This window comes from Bernardetia aquimarina, assembly GCF_042180575.1.
Taxonomy (GTDB): Bacteria; Bacteroidota; Bacteroidia; order Cytophagales; family Bernardetiaceae; genus Bernardetia.
The window spans coordinates 1,027,115-1,043,351 of the sequence record NZ_CP170094.1 but is presented as its reverse complement, the minus strand read 5'-3'; the positions used below and the strand labels follow the sequence as shown (position 1 = coordinate 1,043,351).

Genomic DNA, 16,237 nt, shown 5'->3' with positions numbered 1-16,237 from the left:
ATTATGTTTTGTGTAAAAAATGGTTTTAGCTTTCTTTGATTTTTTTATTCAACTTGTTGCCTATAGAATATTTCAAATATGTTAAGATTCCGAATGTTATAAAAAAGATTAAACTAATTTTTCCATAATCTTTTAAGTCACGATTTGAGATACTTTTCCAACTAGGGTTTAAGTATCTGTGAATTAAAAATAGGATAACAATTATTGTTAGAAATCCCCAAAAACCAGCAAAAACATACCTCAAAACATTGATTAACTTTTTTAAAAAAATTAAAACTTTTTCATTCATAAATTTACGTTTAAAAGACTCAACTCAGCATTACTTTTTAAATTCCTTCATATTTATCAGTTACAAATCGAAGTTTGTCAATTATCTTATACATAGAAAATCCAAAATCATGGTGAGGTAGGTTCACGACCACGTTAGTATTATCTTTTTTTATGATTTTAAAATCACCTGAATAGAGCCATCTTTTGTATTCCCCATGATTTTTTAACTCAAGTGCTTTTCTTCTCCGTCTTCCCTGTTCTTGATTAAGAAATTTGAATTTCTCAATTTCAAGTCCATCAACTCTGTTAATTGTATTATCTTGATTTATAAACAAACATTTAGTTGTGAGAAGAATCCAATTTGAATTACCTAAATCCATTAGTAAAACTTCAACATCATTATCATCAAGTACAAACTCACTTGACTGAAAACTGGAGTCTGGTAAGTCAAAAAAGTGAAACCCAAGTTTCTTCTTATAAACTTCAAGTGACTTAATAAGCTGAGCTTTTATTTTCTCTTTTTCTTTTTTCAATTTGTTTCCAATTAAACCTAATGTGTACGACTTAGCGAATATGAGATTTATTATCTTGTCCTTGCTAAACTTATAAAACTTTGTTTTTTATTTAAAAGGATGTGTTAAAATGTTAAGTCAATGTTATATTCATACGCTTTTGGTTTTCGGAAAAGTAAACCTGTCGGGTATTGAGGGTTAAAGCTGTTCATAAGTGTCAGTACAGTTCATAAAACGAACTATCTGACACCTTAAAGGATACCAATAGGAGAAAGTTAAAGGTAATTACGGAAGAGTATAGCTGTTGTTGTTCTTTTTATTGTATCAACATTGTTATCAATATTGCACAAACAAAATAGATAGTATAACTTGCAATGATAATACCTATGACTTTTAGGTACTTTGAAGTTGAAGAATTGTCTTGGCGAAAAATGTTAAAATTAATAGCTGTTGCGAACATACCAACTAACCCTCCAATTGCTCCACCTACAAATACTAGTAAAATAGGTAGTCCTCCTAAAATGTATTGAAACCATTTTAGTTGGGGTGTTACTTGATGTTTGATACCATCAATTTCTAGTGTAGGAGCAAAATCAGGAAAGCTCGTTTTGTGATATGCTTTAACTGTTTTTCCTGTATCTGTAGAAATAAGGAATGGTTTTCCTTTTTCATTAGACCGTTCAACTTGAATACCATTTTTTTTTAGGTTAGGTTTTCCTGTCCAAATAGATGTTTCTATCTCAAATAATGTATTTGGAAAATCTGGAAGTTGAAATTGATGTTTCATATATGTTTTTAAGTATTTCTATGCTAAAATATCTGCTGATGATATGCCTTAACGAATATGGGATAAATCTCTAAAAGTCTGTGTTAACATGCTAAATCCATTTTCGCTAAACCAATGTTATGTGGTATTTTTTTACTAGATAGTTTTAGTTTTCCACTATTATTAGTTGAATGTATTCCAAATTTCTTTTGTAGGTTTTTTTCCTGTAATCATCTCTAGTAAAGAAAACAAATAATCATTTTGATTTTCCCCACTATCATCAGCCATCTTTTTAAAAGCTATTGTTGAAATTGGAAATATTGATGTTAAATCTATTTTCCACTTTCCTTGCTCTTTGTAAAAGTGAAAATAGAAAGGAGCTTTCTGACCATTTGCTACAAATTCTCCTTTTGCAAAGTTATCTTCTACTATAACCTCACCGATAGAATTATTTGCAACGCTATTTTTACCAACCATACCACTTTTTATTGCATAAATGAAAAGTGATTTTCCGTCAAAACTTAAAATATCTTCTTTTGAAACTCTATGTCTAATTGAAAACACCATTAACTTGTCAAGAATAGATAAGGATTCTATTTTTGTAGAATCAGCAGTCTTAACAAGTTCTAATATATCACTGTAATACTGAATTGTTCTACTGTCGACATATTTAATAGCGTCTTTTCCTTTGTCATTAAGAATTGAAGTCTTGTAGTTGTCAAACGATTTTTTTACTTTTTTTTCTTCACTCTTCTGCCCATATGTTAGTTGTACTGTTATTAGTAAAAGTAGTATGGTTAAGATTTTAGTTTTTGTTGTCATTATTATTAGTTTTTAAAATGCCACATAACGGTGTGGCTTGGCGAATATGGGGCTTCTAAGCTCATCCCTCGCTAAAGCTCTAAAAGTTTATTTTATGTTCAAAAGTCTGTGTCAAAACGTTACGCCCATTTTTGCTAAGCCAATGTTGCACCTAGTTTTTTGTTGTTTTAATACCATCCCATCAATGTCATTAGTCCAATTAGGATATGTCCAATAGCCATTATTATTTGTAATGTTAAAATTGTCAAGAGAGAAGCTCTTAAATATCTCTTTTTGTATGAAAGTCCCTTAAATGGGAATAAAGCAACGATGACTCCAAGCATAAATCCAATAATATTAAATCCAATCAAGTTTGCAATTAAAGCAGACATAAAATTATCAGTCATACTTCTTTGTCCTTTGATTAATAATCCAAATAAAATTGTGTTGAGTACAATTAGTATCAAAATACGTACTACATATTTTTTCTTATCAGATTTCAGTTTTTCGTCAATACTTTCTGTTAAATCTGCGTCTAAAATTTCTCGGTTTTGCATTTTGTCTTCTTTCAAATTAGGTACAACATGTGAATATACGACATTTGTTTATTTCTCATTTATATAAATGACAATTTAACTACTTTAGCTACAATTTCAAAAAGCATACACATTCATTATTTATCATTTACAATACTCCCATTTTTCACTTCAAAAAAAGCAATTGGTCTGCCAAAAGAATCTAATAACTTTCTTGTTCGTTCGGGTCTTGCATCGGTAACGAATACTTGTCCGAAGTCAGATTTTGAGAGGAGTTTTAATAGGTTTTCAATTCTGCTTTCATCTAATTTATCAAAAATATCATCAAGAAGTAAAATTGGTTTTATCTGTGTTTGATTATAGATAATAGAAAATGTAGCTAGTTTTAAGGCAATTACAAAAGACTTTTGCTGTCCTTGTGAACCGTAATGTTTTAATGTCTTTTTTCTTAGTAAAAATTTATAATCGTCTCTGTGTGTTCCTTTTTCGGTGCGTTGTAAAATCAAATCTTTCAATAAATTTCCTTTAAAAATGCTGTCAAAACTAAGCGTTTCTTTTTTAGGACGTTTAGATTTTTTAGATTCTGTTTCGTCTGTTTCTTGATTTTTGTTTTCTATTTCTTCCTCTTGTTCTTTTATTGTTTCTTCTTCTTTCTCATTGCCTTCTAAGTGCGAACGGTAATTTATTTTCATTTCTTCATCTGCCAAAGCTGTATAAATTTCTGAAAAGATAGGCATAAACTCATTTATAAACTCACTTCTAAAACGATGGATTTCTTTAAAAACAGGCAAAAGTTGTTCATCGTAAATTTCCAAAACATCTTTCTTTAAAAACTTCTCTTGCTGGTCTGCATCTTTCAAAAGTTGATTTCTTTGTCTTAAAATCTGTTTTTGCTTGATGAGAAGTTGAATATAATTTTTATGAATTTGAGAAATAATAGTATCAAAAAAATTACGTCTAAGTTCGCTGCTTTCTCGTATCAAATCAGTATCGTTGGGAGCTAACAAAACACAAGGGAAATTCCCCACATGTTCACTAATTTTTGGATAAGGCTTATTATTTAATTTTACAACCTTGGCTTTTCCTTTTTCTACAATACACTGAACTGTATTTTTTCTACCTTCTTTTTCAAATGTCCCTTTCAAGGAAAAAAAAGTTTTTCCATGTTGCAAATGCTGTGTATCAGTATAACTAAACGCACCACGACCAATGCAGAGATAATAAATTCCGTCTAAAAGATTTGTTTTTCCACTTCCATTCTTGCCTACCAAACAATTTATATTTTCTTCAAAAGATGAGTTTGTATCTTCGTGATTTCTGAAATGAGTAAGGCTAAGTTGTTTTATCCACATTTTTAAATAGTGATAAATGTTTAATTATTAGTGATTAATGAAATGTTTATTTAATTTTATTGATTCTATTTGTAATATCTTTTACTTTCCGATTCTTTTTTAGATATGTTTTGTTTTAGTTACTTGTATAAAAATAGGTCTAAAAAAAACTTATTTGTTTTCTAATAGACTTACCGTTTTTGCATCACCATAATTCCAAGAAACCCAAGAGTATTTTTTTTGTTCTTCTAAATAGGTTTCAATTCTATAATCTAAATAGTTTTCACTAAAAAATCTTTTTATATCATTTTCAAAATACTGTTGATTTTCTTTCAGTAAAAATAAAGTTTGGTCTGAACGACTTACCATAAATCCTATATCTATTTTAGCTTTACTTTCTGCTGATTTACATTTTTCAATATTATGTTTGACAATCAACATATCCCAATTTATACAAGCCATAGAGATGAGCATAGCATAAGTAGCCCAACTATTTACTCTCCATAAATAAAAACTTGATTTTTGGTTTTTAATTTTTACAAATAAGGAATACAAACCATAGGTTGTTAAAGTCAAAAAGAGCAAAACTCCAATTCTTTTGTAAGCCAATCCATGTTCTTCAATGTAATAGTAAGTTCTGATGGCTACCGAAATTACCAAAATTGTATTTTGAAAAACCCAGATATACGCTAGTTTTTTGAGCAAGTCGTTTTTGTGGTAGAAATTTAAGTTTTTACGAAAAAAATACATCAAAATTCCCATAGAAAGTAAAATGCTCAGTATCAACATATACGTTCCCTCGTGAACTAATTCTGCCAAATTGCCAACTTCACTAACGTCAAAACTCAGCCATAAAAATTGAATATCAATGCCATTTACAACTAATAGCAGAGCATTAACCATCGCAATCAATACTATTCCCATTTGATATTCTTGTTTCAAATCCACTGTTTTGAAAGAAGTATCTACTTTTTTTCTTTTCCTTTCTAATGTGTCTGTTTTTTCATTTTTCCAAGCAGAAGCCACAGCAGTAGTTTCACGTTTTACAAGACTTACCAAAATTATAACAGCACCTAGAACTAAAAACAAAACTTTTAGTATCGAAAAACCAACAAATAAATTACTCAAAATGTCAAATAGTTGATTTCCCAAGTTGTTTGTCAAGTCATTGAAAACTGGATTAGCGATTTTGAAAATTATAAAAAATATAATAAAGACAATTATAGGAATAAGTAAAAGACGAAGTTTGCGAATAGAGGATGTCGAAATGTTATTGGGGAGACGAACAAAATTAATTTGCTCTAAAAAAGAATGATGTATAGAAATGAGAGCTAATGAGCTGCTCCAAAAGGCAGAAGTCAGTAAACGAATATTTTCTTGTTGAAAAAAGCCTAATAACAACCAAAAAGAGGTAATATGAGCAATTTTACTGATTATAGAATTATGAATAAGTACAGTAATTCCTGTAATAAAGGTGCAAAAAATAGCTATTCTAACATTTTTAGATTTGAAACTTTTTTTATGAAAGAAAATGAAAGAACTTATCAGTAAATTTGAAAATATAAATAAGTTTAAGCCCAACATTTCATTCCAAAAAAGAGCATTAAAAATCACTAGAAGAAGAAGCATGATAGCACTTTTTAAAGTTTCTATTTTCATAATAATGAGAGTTTTTAATAGCTATATTTTTTTTAGAAAAAAGAATAAAGAGCAAAATTACATAAAATTTGTACGTTTTTATAGATCTTTAAAAAAAGATTTGCTTTATCTTTTGCGTCTGTTTTGTCGTTGGATAACGAACTCTAAATATGCACAAATAATTTACAAATCTCTCCTAATTTTATTTTTTTAAGAGGCTTTTGGAAAGACGAGAGTTATTTTTTAACATGTTATTTTTTTATAAAATAAGAATTATAAAATTACTTTTTATATCTTTGAAACTGCTTTTAGTTAATTTCAATCAACAAAAATTATAAAAAAAAATGCAAAATGATGACTTTTTAGATAAGGATTCTTTCTATTCAGAAGGAGGTTTTCAAATTACAAACCGAGCAAAAGGCTTTTTAGCCACAACAGCATTTTGGGGTAAAGTAGTAGCTATTGTAGGCTTTATATCCTCTGTTCTTATGCTTTTGGCAGGTATTGTATTAGCTTTTTCAGGCTCTTTACTTTCTCAGTTTGGAGCTGGGTTTGATGCTTTGGGAGCTGCAGGAGGAATACTAATTGCTTTTGTTTATGTTATTGGAGCATTGTTTTATTTTGTACCTTCTCTTTATTTATTTCATTTCTCTAATAAAACACAAGCAGCTATTCGTTCTTCGGATAGTTTGGTTTTGGAAAAAGCCTTCGAAAATCTAAAATCTCTTTACAAATTTATGGGGATTACAGTTTTTGTAATTATTGGTTTTTATATTCTTTTCTTCATAATTGGTTTATTTGGTAGTGCAATGATGTAAAAAAAGTTTTTAGGAGAATAAAAAGCGAAAAGTATTTTTAATAAATACCTTTCGCTTTTTTGTATAAATTTGATAGAACAATTAGGGGTTTTAAAAACTATTTCTTTTTAGGCATCCAATTTTCAGGTTTATCTCTCCATTTGACCAAGATTTCGTGGTCAGCTTCTTCCAAATAATTTTGAGAAATTGCTTGTTCGACTAACGTAGAATAATCACTAAGTGTCTTTAAATTGATAGCAGCTTGTGAAAAATTGCGAGTTGCACGGTCAAAACCATACGTAAAAATAGCTGCCATTCCGATTACTTTTGCTCGTGCAGATTGCAAAACATGAACAGCTGCAAGAGAGCTTTGTCCTGTCGAAATCAAATCTTCAATCAAAACAACTTTATCATCAGCATTCAATTTTCCTTCAATCTGACTTTGAGTTCCATGTTCTTTAGGTTTTGCTCGTACATAAAGCATCGGTAAACCTAATTCATGTGCTACAAGTGCAGCTTGTGGGATTCCTGCTGTTGCTACACCTGCAATAGCTGTAACCTCTGGAAACTCTGTTTTTATCATCTCTACTAATGATTTTGTAATAAAAGTTCTTACTTTCGGATAAGAAAGTGTTAGACGATTATCACAATAAATAGGAGAGTTCCAACCAGAAGCCCATTGAAAAGGCTCATGAGGACGTAATTTGACAGCTTCAATTTCTAAAAGCATCGAAGCAATTTGGTGAGCAACAGAAGAAAAGTTTTCTGTTTGTAGTTCTGATTGTGGAGTAGTTTCTTTCATTCTACAAAGGTAAATATTCAATTACGAATTAAAAATTATGAATTACAAATTGAATTAAATTTCTGTATAATTATGATTTTTGTAGTGTTATATAGAAGTTGTTTAAGAATGTTATTTTTCCATAGAATTGGGTTTGCAAACCCAATTCTATGGAAAAATAACACTGCCTTTGTTGGCGTTTTAGTGCAGCAACACCAACAAAAATACGATATTTCCATTAAGAAATAGAAATTAAATAAAGCACTCATTTATAAGTAGTAAATTGTTGTTATTCAGTGTGTTACATTCGTAGTCTTTCAGTTCGTAATTGCTCCTAAAGTCCTTTCTATCTGTTTTATATTTACAGAATATGAGATTTTATTATTTTCTTTTCTCAACAAAAAAAGTCGTCTGTCATTAAAAAGAACATTATTAAGAATAGAATTTTTGAGTAAAATTCTCTGTATATTGTATTTTACTTCTAACTTCATAAATCTGACTTCTAATTTTATATAAAAATGTACGATAAAGAGTATAACAAACTTCCTTCAAGAAGAACACCTGACCCAAAACCGATTGGCGAAGCATTGAAAGCATTTTTAGATGCTCAAAAATGGAGTGTAAAGTATGAAAGCAATAGGTTGAAAGTAGATTGGGCAAAAATTGTAGGCGATTTTGTAGCACAGCAAACTGAAAAAGTAGAAATCCGAAATAAAAAAATATTTATTCGTGTTTCTCAACCTACTTTAAGATATGAACTATTGATGCAAAAAACGTCTATTATTTATCGTGTCAATTCTCACTTTGGAAAAAGGATGATAGAAGATGTTGTTTTATTATAATCTAGCTTACGATCTAGCGTGAGAAAAATGAACCTTATACTTTATTCGAAGCAGAAAACACACAAAATTTCAAGAAAAATAAATCTTTTTGTAAAAAATAAAGTTTATAAAACCTTTATCTCAATTTTTTGTTATATTTTTGCAGTATCAAAATTATTTAGACTAATTACAAACAAGATAACTGAAAGACCCTAAGAGTTTTCAGAAACCCTTAAACTTAAGGTCTAAAAATTTAAAAATTAGCATTATTTGTCTTTGTTGGTGTTTTAGCGTAGCGACACTAACAAATATATAATTATCAAACTGCTACTTACTCAAAAAAATTATGGCAGAAGCAAAACAAACCGAGCAAGAACTTTTAGAAGACATCACAAATTCGGAATATAAATACGGATTTGTTTCAAATATAGAATCAGATAAAGCTGTTAAAGGACTAACAGAAGATACTGTTCGTTTCATTTCGGCAAAGAAAAATGAACCCGAATGGTTATTAGAATGGCGTTTGGAGGCTTTCAAAAAATGGCAAGCTATGCCAACTCCAAAATGGGCAAACTTAAATATTCCTGAAATAGATTTTCAAGAAATTATTTATTATGCTGCTCCTAAAAAGAAGCCACAAGTAAACAGTCTTGATGAAGTTGATCCAGAGCTTTTAGCTACTTTTGACAAATTAGGAATTTCTTTGACAGAACAAAAACGCCTTTCAGGAGTGGCTGTCGATGTAGTTATGGATAGTGTTTCAGTAGCAACTACTTTCAAAAGTAAATTAGCTGAATTAGGAATTATTTTCTGTTCATTTAGTGAAGCTGTTCAAGAACACCCAGAACTTATCAAAAAATATTTAGGTTCGGTTGTTCCTGTGAGTGATAATTATTTTTCTGCTCTCAATTCGGCTGTTTTTAGTGATGGTTCATTTTGTTATATTCCTAAAGGAGTTCGTTCGCCAATGGAATTATCAACGTATTTTAGAATCAATGAAGCCAATACAGGACAGTTTGAAAGAACGTTGATTGTAGCAGAAGAAGGTTCTTATGTCAGCTATTTGGAAGGTTGTACTGCTCCTCAACGAGATGAAAACCAACTTCACGCTGCCGTAGTAGAGATTTTTGCACACAAAAAATCAGAAGTAAAATATTCAACAGTACAGAACTGGTATCCAGGAGATAAAAATGGAAAAGGTGGAATCTATAATTTTGTAACAAAAAGAGGTATTTGTTATGGAGATGATTCTAAAATTTCTTGGACACAGGTAGAAACTGGCTCTGCAATAACTTGGAAATATCCGTCTTGTATCTTAAAAGGCGATAATTCAATGGGAGAATTTTATTCTGTTGCTGTTACTAAAAACTATCAACAAGCAGATACAGGTACAAAAATGATTCATATTGGCAAAAATACAAGAAGTCGTATTGTTTCAAAAGGTATTTCGGCTGGTCATAGTCAAAACTCATATCGTGGTTCGGTGGATATTATGAAACGAGCGACAAATTCACGTAACTTCTCTCAATGTGATTCTCTTTTGATTGGTGATTTGTGTGGAGCGCACACTTTTCCGTATATAAATGCAGAAAATAGTAGCGCACAAATTGAACACGAAGCTACTACTTCAAAAATTGGAGAAGATCAAATTTTCTATTGTAATCAACGAGGAATTGATTCTGAAAAAGCTGTTGCACTAATCGTAAATGGTTATTGTAAAGAAGTTTTGAATAAATTACCAATGGAATTTGCCGTAGAAGCTCAAAAATTATTAGCTCTTTCTTTAGAAGGAAGTGTTGGGTAAAATTTTTCAAGAATTTATTTACAGAAAATCCTATCAGAAACAGAATTTTGTTTTTGGTAGGATTTTTTGATAGAAGAAACAATCATAAAATTCTTTTTTTATGTAACTTGTTAAATCAATTATTCTCAATAAAAAAAACAATCAAATAATGAATAATGAAGAAGTAGAAAATCTAAAACAGGTAAGAGATATTTTAGTAGAAAAATTAAATTTCTTTAGAAAAGAATTAGCTATTACTGCTGATGTTTCTACAAAATTTGAATTACAAAAACGTATTGATGAAGCTGAAAAAGATGTTAATGCAATCAATTTGCAAGAGAATACAGAGGCTACTTTAGTACAAGCGAAGAAAAGATTAGAAGAGTTACAAGAAGAGGTCAGAAAGTTAAAAATTAATTTAGAAAATAATCTAGGAATAGTAAGTAAATATACTGATTATGATGATTTTATTATAGATGTAAAACATTTTACACATAACCAAAAAGCTACTACTTCTCTTCCTCTTGCTGGAAAAACAGTTGAAACATTAGATAAAAACTCCTTAGATAAACTTTTTTCATTAGAATTAGTAAAACGACATTTTCTCTTACATAACCTTCAAACAAATGATCTAAATCATAGACTAAAAGTATTAAATTTGATTACAAATGGGCTTGTTTTAAAAGGTACTTTCCTGTGCCTGTCAAATATTGAACAAATTAGAAGTGTTAGCCAGAATGCCTATATTTCTAAATTTTTTGTTTTTGAAGATAATGAAGGTTTACGCACTTTTATTAACGAGTTTGTACAAGGAAATTTGATTGAACAGTTTGAGCAAATGATTCGTCATATCAAAAATAACTTATATATAATAAGAGATATAGAAACAAGAACAGGAGATTATCAGATACCAGAAAAAGTTTTTACAGAACTTGTAGCAAATGCTTTCATTCATCGTAGTTATGAAGAAAATGTTTTAAACCCTACCAAAGTAGAAATCTATCCAAATAGAATGGAAATTACTAATGCAGGGAATTTCCCAGATTCTATACAAATAGAAGATTTGCAAAATTCTCAATATACTGATACTTCTTTTATCATTAATCCTGAAGTTGTACAGGTTTTCTTTTTACACGAATTTGTAGAAACGGCTGGTAAAGGAATAAAAAGAAGTCAAGCTATTTTAGAAAATAAAAAAATGAAAAAAGCTATCTTTGAACAAAAAATAGGATATGTAAAAACGACCATCTATAAAAACAAGCCAAAAGATAGTAATGAATATCAGCTTTCAGAAATTTATGCTTTAATAGATGAAAATAGATTTATAGATGTTTTTGAGTGGTTAGATAATCAAAATATAAATTCTTCTTCAATCCAACAACTAAAGTCAGAGTTTATTAATGGAATTACAGATACTAATTTCTCTAACAGACTAAAACTATTGGTTAAAGAAATAATCAAATCTAAAAATTAAATATACCTCAAATCAAGAGAAAAATTCTCTGGATATTTCCCAATTTTATCTTTATAAAAATTCATTATTTCTCTCAAATCAGCTTCCATGTCATCAGTAGGTGTCATAATTTTTGTTACTCCTGCTTCTCTTTTTTTATAGTCTAAATAGCCGAGTGCAATCGGAACGTTTGCTAACTTGGCTGCATGATAAAAGCCCATTTTCCATTCCGTTACTTTTTTGCGTGTAGCTTCAGGTGTAAATGCAACAGCTAATTTTTCATTTTCTGTAAAAAGGTTTGCCATGGCTTGTACCATCGAAGGACGCTCTTCTCCTGCAATTTTTGGTTTTCGGTCTATTCCAATTGCTCCCATTTTCAATAACATTTTTCCAAAAGGAGGTTTTATCCATTCTTTTTTGATAGTAAAACGCCATTTTATTTTAGCAATATCAAACCAAGCAATCGTATAAACTGCATCCCAGTTGGAGGTATGTGGAGCAGCTACAATTACGCATCGCTCTAATTCTTTTAATGTAACATCATCATCCCAAACAATTTTCCAACCACGAAAACGAAATAAAAAACGAAAAAGAGCAAGTACCATTATTTTAATTATTAGTTATTAGTGAATGATAAAAATCATATTTATATTCATTTGCAAGTTACAAATTATAGAAACTCAATTTTTACAAAAATAGTTAATATCATTATTTTATTCTTGTCTTTATTGATGTTTTAGGGTAGCGCTACCAACATAGCGAAACCAACAAAACTACTCATTTTTTATCTAATCTTGAGAGTGGCTAATGCAATAATGACAAGCAAAATACCTACAATCCAAAAGCGAGTAACAATCTTGACTTCGTGATAGCCTTTCTTTTGATAATGATGATGAAGAGGAGACATCAAAAAAATACGTCTTCCTTCTCCAAATTTCTTTTTGGTATATTTGAAATAAGCTACTTGCATCATTACAGACAAATTTTCCACTAAAAATACTCCACAAATAATAGGAATCATGAGTTCTTTTCGAAGCGTAATCGCCAAAACAGCTACAATTCCACCGAGTGATAAACTACCTGTATCTCCCATAAAAACTTGTGCAGGAAAAGAATTATACCACAAAAAACCAATACACGCACCCATAAAAGCAGCACAAAAAATTACAACTTCTCCTGTATTGGGCAAATACATAATATTGAGATAATCAGCAAAAATTAAATTTCCAGAAACATAAGCAAAAACACTCAATGCTGTTGCAATAATTGCTGTTGTCCCTGCTGCTAGTCCGTCTAATCCATCAGTTAGATTTGCACCATTCGAAACGGCTGTAATAATAAAAGTAACAACAAGAATATAAAAAATAACTACTCCATATTCTCCCAAAAAGTCAGGAACAAGATTTCGATAATCCAATTCATTATTCTTACTAAATGGGATAGTGGTTTTTAAAGACTTTATATCGGTAAAGCTAGAATTTATATACGTGCTGTAATCATCGGCAGCATTTATCCCTGTATTAAATTCTCGCATCAAAACGTCTGGATGATAATACATTGCTACACCAATCAAAATACCAATACCAACTTGTCCTAATATTTTAAACTTGCCTGATAGTCCACCTTTATCTTTACGAATAACTTTGATATAATCATCTAAAAAACCAATAAGTCCTAACCAAACCGTAGAAATAATCAGAAGTAGAATATAAATATTATGAAGTTGAGCCAAAAGAAGTGTCGGAATAAGTGTGGCAGCCAAAATAATAATTCCTCCCATAGTAGGAGTTCCTGCTTTTAGGTTTTCTCCTTTGAGTCCTAAATCTCTTACCGTTTCTCCAATTTGCTGTTTTTGTAGAAAACGAATGATTTTTTTACCAAAAACAATACTAATCAAGAGTGATAAAACAGCAGCCAACATAGCCCTAAAACTAATGTATTGAAAAAGACCTGCTCCAGAGAGTTCGAACTGTTCACGTAAAAAGCGAAATAAATAATATAACATGAGAAAAAACAGAGAATGAGATGTGAAGGGAATTAAAAAATGGTGTTGCAATTTTTTCTTTACTCTGAAAAAAAGACAAGAGTGTTGGTTTTTATATAATCCAAAGACAAATTTACAAAAAAAAGCATTCTACCTCTATAAAGTAAAATGCTTATTATTACAATTAATTAGAATATATTGATACTGATTTTTTATTGAGTCAAAACTAGCTAAACAAACGCTTTGGTTTGGTAAACGAAAAATAATAAGCGAAAAAGAATCCAAGGGCATAAAATGCAATATCCACATATTCGAAACGGTCTTTTAAGAAGCCCCACAAGTGAGAAATATCAAACGTAGTAAAGGTTTCTACATAAGAAAGTTGAAAACTTTGTACAATCGGTTCGACAGCAGCCAAAACATTTCCAACAAAAAAACCTAATATAGTAATCAAAATAGCCATTATTCCAAAAACAGGACGGTGTCCCCTTCCTCCAATTCTCATTCCTAGAGCTGCTAAAAGCCCAACCAAAATAGCCATAAAAGCATAATGATGTTGTTCTATATATTCATCTATTAGCATTGTTGTTTTGCCCCAAGTGTAGGCTGCTCCTAATGCTCCGATTAAAGAGAGTATAATTCCTAAAAATAAATTGGATTTGGATTTCATGTCTGATAGGGAAGATTTTTTTGATAAAGTAAATGACTCATCAAGATAATCAGATTCTGTATCAAAATCTTCTGAGGCATTTGATTGTGTGTTATTCTGATTCAACTCAGTCGTTGAGCTAATCCACTCGTAATTTACTTCTAATTCTTCTAAAGGCAAAATAGCCGATTTATCAAATGAAATTGGACTCTCGCTTGGCAAGTCTGAAAAAGAAGACGATTGCAAAGATGAATGTTCTTCATGCAATGCATCATCCTTTGTAGTAGTAGAATTTACCTCATCTTGAGTTATTTCTAGCTTTTTATTAGTTGGAGTAGTATAATTCATACGAGTAAAGTCTTAAAATCAAATTAGAGTAGAATAAGAATAGTTGTAATTGACCTATCATAGCTTTGGGTAAGAAAGATAAGTTACTCTCAAACTTTCAAGAACTATACCTTTTTGATTAGAATGCTTACACTGATTCAATCAGATAAAATAACTAAATAATGAATCAGTTGAGGCTAGTAAAGGTAAATAATTTGAAGGCAAAAATAATATTTCTATGCAAAAAAGTATTTATATGAGCCAAAAAAGCTGATTGTTAGTTTGGTTGTCAATTCTATAAATATAAAAATAAGCAGACCACATTTGCAAAAAATCATACATAACATGTAAAAGGCAATCGACGAACGAATTATTCTACTCGGCAAGAAGCGTATTATTTTAGATTAAAAAAAAGAATGAAAATGCCCTTTTATACTCCCAAAAAGCAATTCTAGTATATCATAAAATGAATCAAAGTAAAAATAAGATATAACAAAACCACTTTTATCATTTATTCATAAGTATATTTTTGCTACTTTGTCGAAACAATACGTATTTTTAACATAAAAAGCACACTTTTTGAATTAAGAGCAAGTACTTAATTTAATAATGAAAAGCTAAACAGGCTCATAATTCATTCTACACTAATCACTAAAAACTAATCACTCTTTTAAAGTTATGACAAAAATTATGATAAAAAATTATTTTTATACAAAAGCAGCCTTTACTCTTGGTTTATTTTGTTTGTTTGTATCTACTTTTTCTACCACAGCCTCAGCACAACAAGTAAGCATTCCTGAAGATGTTTGTATGAATGGTTTCGAACAACAACTTTATGCTCTCATTGATACATATAGAGGTGAAAATGAAGCGCATACTATATCACTATCTAAAAAACTAACTTTTGTAGCCAAGTTACATGCTAGAGATTTGTACCACAACAGAATTGATAAAGATTCGTGTAGCATGCAAAGTTGGTCGGATAAAGGATTTTGGAATGCCTGTTGTTTTAGTGAAAGAGATAACTCAAAACAAGCCTGTATGTGGGACAAACCTAAAGAAATCACAGGATATGGAGGAAAAGCGTATGAAGTTATTTATAATGGAGGAAGTGAGCCAAAACGAATAATGGAGCTTTGGAAAGGAAGTTCTTTTTATTCAGACATCCTCAAAAATTCGGGGCGTTATGCTGATAAAGATTGGGCTGCCGTTGGAATTGGACAATACAAAAATGTAACAGTAGTTTGGTTTGGAGAAGTAGAAGATGAAGAAAACGAAGTTCAGAATTGTAGTGGTTCAGAGCCTGAATATGATTTGAAAACTGGAACTACAAAAGGCTCAACAGAAGTTGCTGATAATACAAATGATAATGGCGTAAATACACTTACAGGAGATGATAATAATAATGCTGATGCAGACGGAGGAAATTCTACTTCGAATACAGGTTTAGAAAGTGGAAAATTCTATTTGATTTATGGAAGTTATTCTACACAAGAATATGCTGATGCTGCTGTCAGACAACTTAGTGGACAGTTTCCACAAGCAAGAGTTATCACAACAAATGATAGCGACCGTTACAGAATTGCACTCTACGAATACACTACAAAAGAAGAAGCCAGAGATGCTCAAAACAAACTAGATTATACCTATGTAGGTGCTTGGGTGCTTGCAGCAGAATAACTTTTAGATTTAATTATAACTTACCAAAACCTATTTGATTTTTATTAAATCAGATAGGTTTTTTTATTATTTGAAATAATAGAAACAAGAGGGATAGAAAAAGCGTAG

Annotated in this window: 15 protein-coding genes; 5 read left to right on the top strand and 10 right to left on the bottom strand. The window is 30.2% G+C overall.

All coding sequences use genetic code 11. The features are described from left to right. Positions 1 to 326 precede the first annotated feature (326 nt). From ACE193_RS04300 to ACE193_RS04275, 6 genes are all read right to left on the bottom strand, one after another. The gene (locus ACE193_RS04300; protein ID WP_375561781.1) at positions 327 to 803 is read right to left on the bottom strand and encodes a hypothetical protein; all 477 of its coding nucleotides are present in this window, start codon (positions 801 to 803) and stop codon (positions 327 to 329) included. Between the two features lie 295 nt (positions 804 to 1,098). Beyond that, positions 1,099 to 1,569 carry a hypothetical protein gene (locus tag ACE193_RS04295; protein WP_375561780.1) on the bottom strand — a complete coding sequence of 157 codons (471 nt, stop codon included), beginning with the start codon at positions 1,567 to 1,569 and terminating at the stop codon, positions 1,099 to 1,101. 162 nt (positions 1,570 to 1,731) lie between these two features. Continuing rightward, complete coding sequence (locus ACE193_RS04290; RefSeq protein WP_375561779.1) at positions 1,732 to 2,370, bottom strand: hypothetical protein; 639 nt, start codon at positions 2,368 to 2,370, stop codon at positions 1,732 to 1,734. A 167-nt stretch (positions 2,371 to 2,537) separates the two neighbouring features. Then, positions 2,538 to 2,921 carry a hypothetical protein gene (locus ACE193_RS04285; RefSeq protein ID WP_375561778.1) on the bottom strand — a complete coding sequence of 128 codons (384 nt, stop codon included), beginning with the start codon at positions 2,919 to 2,921 and terminating at the stop codon, positions 2,538 to 2,540. Positions 2,922 to 3,022: 101 nt separating this feature from the next. Further along, complete coding sequence (recF, locus tag ACE193_RS04280; RefSeq protein ID WP_375561777.1) at positions 3,023 to 4,237, bottom strand: DNA replication/repair protein RecF; 1,215 nt, start codon at positions 4,235 to 4,237, stop codon at positions 3,023 to 3,025. Positions 4,238 to 4,387: 150 nt separating this feature from the next. Continuing rightward, positions 4,388 to 5,875 (bottom strand): DUF4173 domain-containing protein, encoded by a 1,488-nt coding sequence (locus ACE193_RS04275; RefSeq protein ID WP_375561776.1) that lies wholly within the window; start codon positions 5,873 to 5,875, stop codon positions 4,388 to 4,390. Between the two features lie 323 nt (positions 5,876 to 6,198). Between ACE193_RS04275 and ACE193_RS04270 the strand changes: the two genes are divergently transcribed. Continuing rightward, complete coding sequence (locus ACE193_RS04270; RefSeq protein WP_375561775.1) at positions 6,199 to 6,672, top strand: hypothetical protein; 474 nt, start codon at positions 6,199 to 6,201, stop codon at positions 6,670 to 6,672. Between the two features lie 97 nt (positions 6,673 to 6,769). Here ACE193_RS04270 and pyrE read toward each other — a convergent pair whose 3' ends face one another. Next, entirely contained in the window at positions 6,770 to 7,453 is a 684-nt protein-coding gene (pyrE, locus tag ACE193_RS04265) for an orotate phosphoribosyltransferase (RefSeq protein WP_375561774.1), read from the bottom strand. A gap of 497 nt (positions 7,454 to 7,950) precedes the next feature. Between pyrE and ACE193_RS04260 the strand changes: the two genes are divergently transcribed. The 3 genes from ACE193_RS04260 (at position 7,951) to ACE193_RS04250 (ending at position 11,510) form a co-directional block, all read left to right on the top strand. Beyond that, a complete protein-coding gene (locus tag ACE193_RS04260) occupies positions 7,951 to 8,274 on the top strand; it encodes a DUF721 domain-containing protein (RefSeq protein WP_375561773.1) in 324 nt (107 codons plus the stop codon). A 325-nt stretch (positions 8,275 to 8,599) separates the two neighbouring features. Next, complete coding sequence (gene sufB, locus ACE193_RS04255; protein ID WP_375561772.1) at positions 8,600 to 10,057, top strand: Fe-S cluster assembly protein SufB; 1,458 nt, start codon at positions 8,600 to 8,602, stop codon at positions 10,055 to 10,057. Between the two features lie 148 nt (positions 10,058 to 10,205). Beyond that, a complete protein-coding gene (locus ACE193_RS04250) occupies positions 10,206 to 11,510 on the top strand; it encodes an ATP-binding protein (RefSeq protein ID WP_375561771.1) in 1,305 nt (434 codons plus the stop codon). On the opposite strand, the gene ACE193_RS04245 is transcribed toward ACE193_RS04250, so the two are convergent. The 3 genes from ACE193_RS04245 to ACE193_RS04235 form a co-directional block, all read right to left on the bottom strand. Next, entirely contained in the window at positions 11,507 to 12,094 is a 588-nt protein-coding gene (locus ACE193_RS04245; protein ID WP_375561770.1) for a 1-acyl-sn-glycerol-3-phosphate acyltransferase, read from the bottom strand. The genes ACE193_RS04250 and ACE193_RS04245 overlap by 4 nt on opposite strands. 179 nt (positions 12,095 to 12,273) lie before the next feature. Then, positions 12,274 to 13,494, bottom strand: coding sequence for a phospho-N-acetylmuramoyl-pentapeptide-transferase (mraY, locus tag ACE193_RS04240; protein WP_375561769.1), 1,221 nt, complete (start codon positions 13,492 to 13,494; stop codon positions 12,274 to 12,276). Positions 13,495 to 13,699: 205 nt separating this feature from the next. After that, positions 13,700 to 14,470: a hypothetical protein gene (locus ACE193_RS04235; RefSeq protein ID WP_375561768.1), complete on the bottom strand. Its 771-nt coding sequence runs from the start codon at positions 14,468 to 14,470 to the stop codon at positions 13,700 to 13,702. Positions 14,471 to 15,127: 657 nt separating this feature from the next. Here ACE193_RS04235 and ACE193_RS04230 point away from each other — a divergent pair. Further along, on the top strand, positions 15,128 to 16,129 hold the full coding sequence (locus tag ACE193_RS04230) for an SPOR domain-containing protein (protein ID WP_375561767.1): 1,002 nt from the start codon (positions 15,128 to 15,130) through the stop codon (positions 16,127 to 16,129). The last annotated feature ends 108 nt before the right edge of the window (positions 16,130 to 16,237 follow it).

Excerpts from the sequence above, each read along its gene's own strand:
- ACE193_RS04290 (WP_375561779.1), bottom strand. The coding sequence starts at position 2,370 with ATGACAACAAAAACTAAAATCTTAACCATACTACTTTTACTAATAACA.
- pyrE (WP_375561774.1), bottom strand. The coding sequence starts at position 7,453 with ATGAAAGAAACTACTCCACAATCAGAACTACAAACAGAAAACTTTTCT.
- ACE193_RS04245 (WP_375561770.1), bottom strand. The coding sequence starts at position 12,094 with ATGGTACTTGCTCTTTTTCGTTTTTTATTTCGTTTTCGTGGTTGGAAA.
- ACE193_RS04260 (WP_375561773.1), top strand. The coding sequence starts at position 7,951 with ATGTACGATAAAGAGTATAACAAACTTCCTTCAAGAAGAACACCTGAC.
- ACE193_RS04275 (WP_375561776.1), bottom strand. The coding sequence starts at position 5,875 with ATGAAAATAGAAACTTTAAAAAGTGCTATCATGCTTCTTCTTCTAGTG.
- ACE193_RS04270 (WP_375561775.1), top strand. The coding sequence starts at position 6,199 with ATGCAAAATGATGACTTTTTAGATAAGGATTCTTTCTATTCAGAAGGA.
- ACE193_RS04230 (WP_375561767.1), top strand. The coding sequence starts at position 15,128 with ATGACAAAAATTATGATAAAAAATTATTTTTATACAAAAGCAGCCTTT.
- recF (WP_375561777.1), bottom strand. The coding sequence starts at position 4,237 with ATGTGGATAAAACAACTTAGCCTTACTCATTTCAGAAATCACGAAGAT.
- ACE193_RS04250 (WP_375561771.1), top strand. The coding sequence starts at position 10,206 with ATGAATAATGAAGAAGTAGAAAATCTAAAACAGGTAAGAGATATTTTA.
- sufB (WP_375561772.1), top strand. The coding sequence starts at position 8,600 with ATGGCAGAAGCAAAACAAACCGAGCAAGAACTTTTAGAAGACATCACA.
- ACE193_RS04295 (WP_375561780.1), bottom strand. The coding sequence starts at position 1,569 with ATGAAACATCAATTTCAACTTCCAGATTTTCCAAATACATTATTTGAG.
- mraY (WP_375561769.1), bottom strand. The coding sequence starts at position 13,494 with ATGTTATATTATTTATTTCGCTTTTTACGTGAACAGTTCGAACTCTCT.
- ACE193_RS04235 (WP_375561768.1), bottom strand. The coding sequence starts at position 14,470 with ATGAATTATACTACTCCAACTAATAAAAAGCTAGAAATAACTCAAGAT.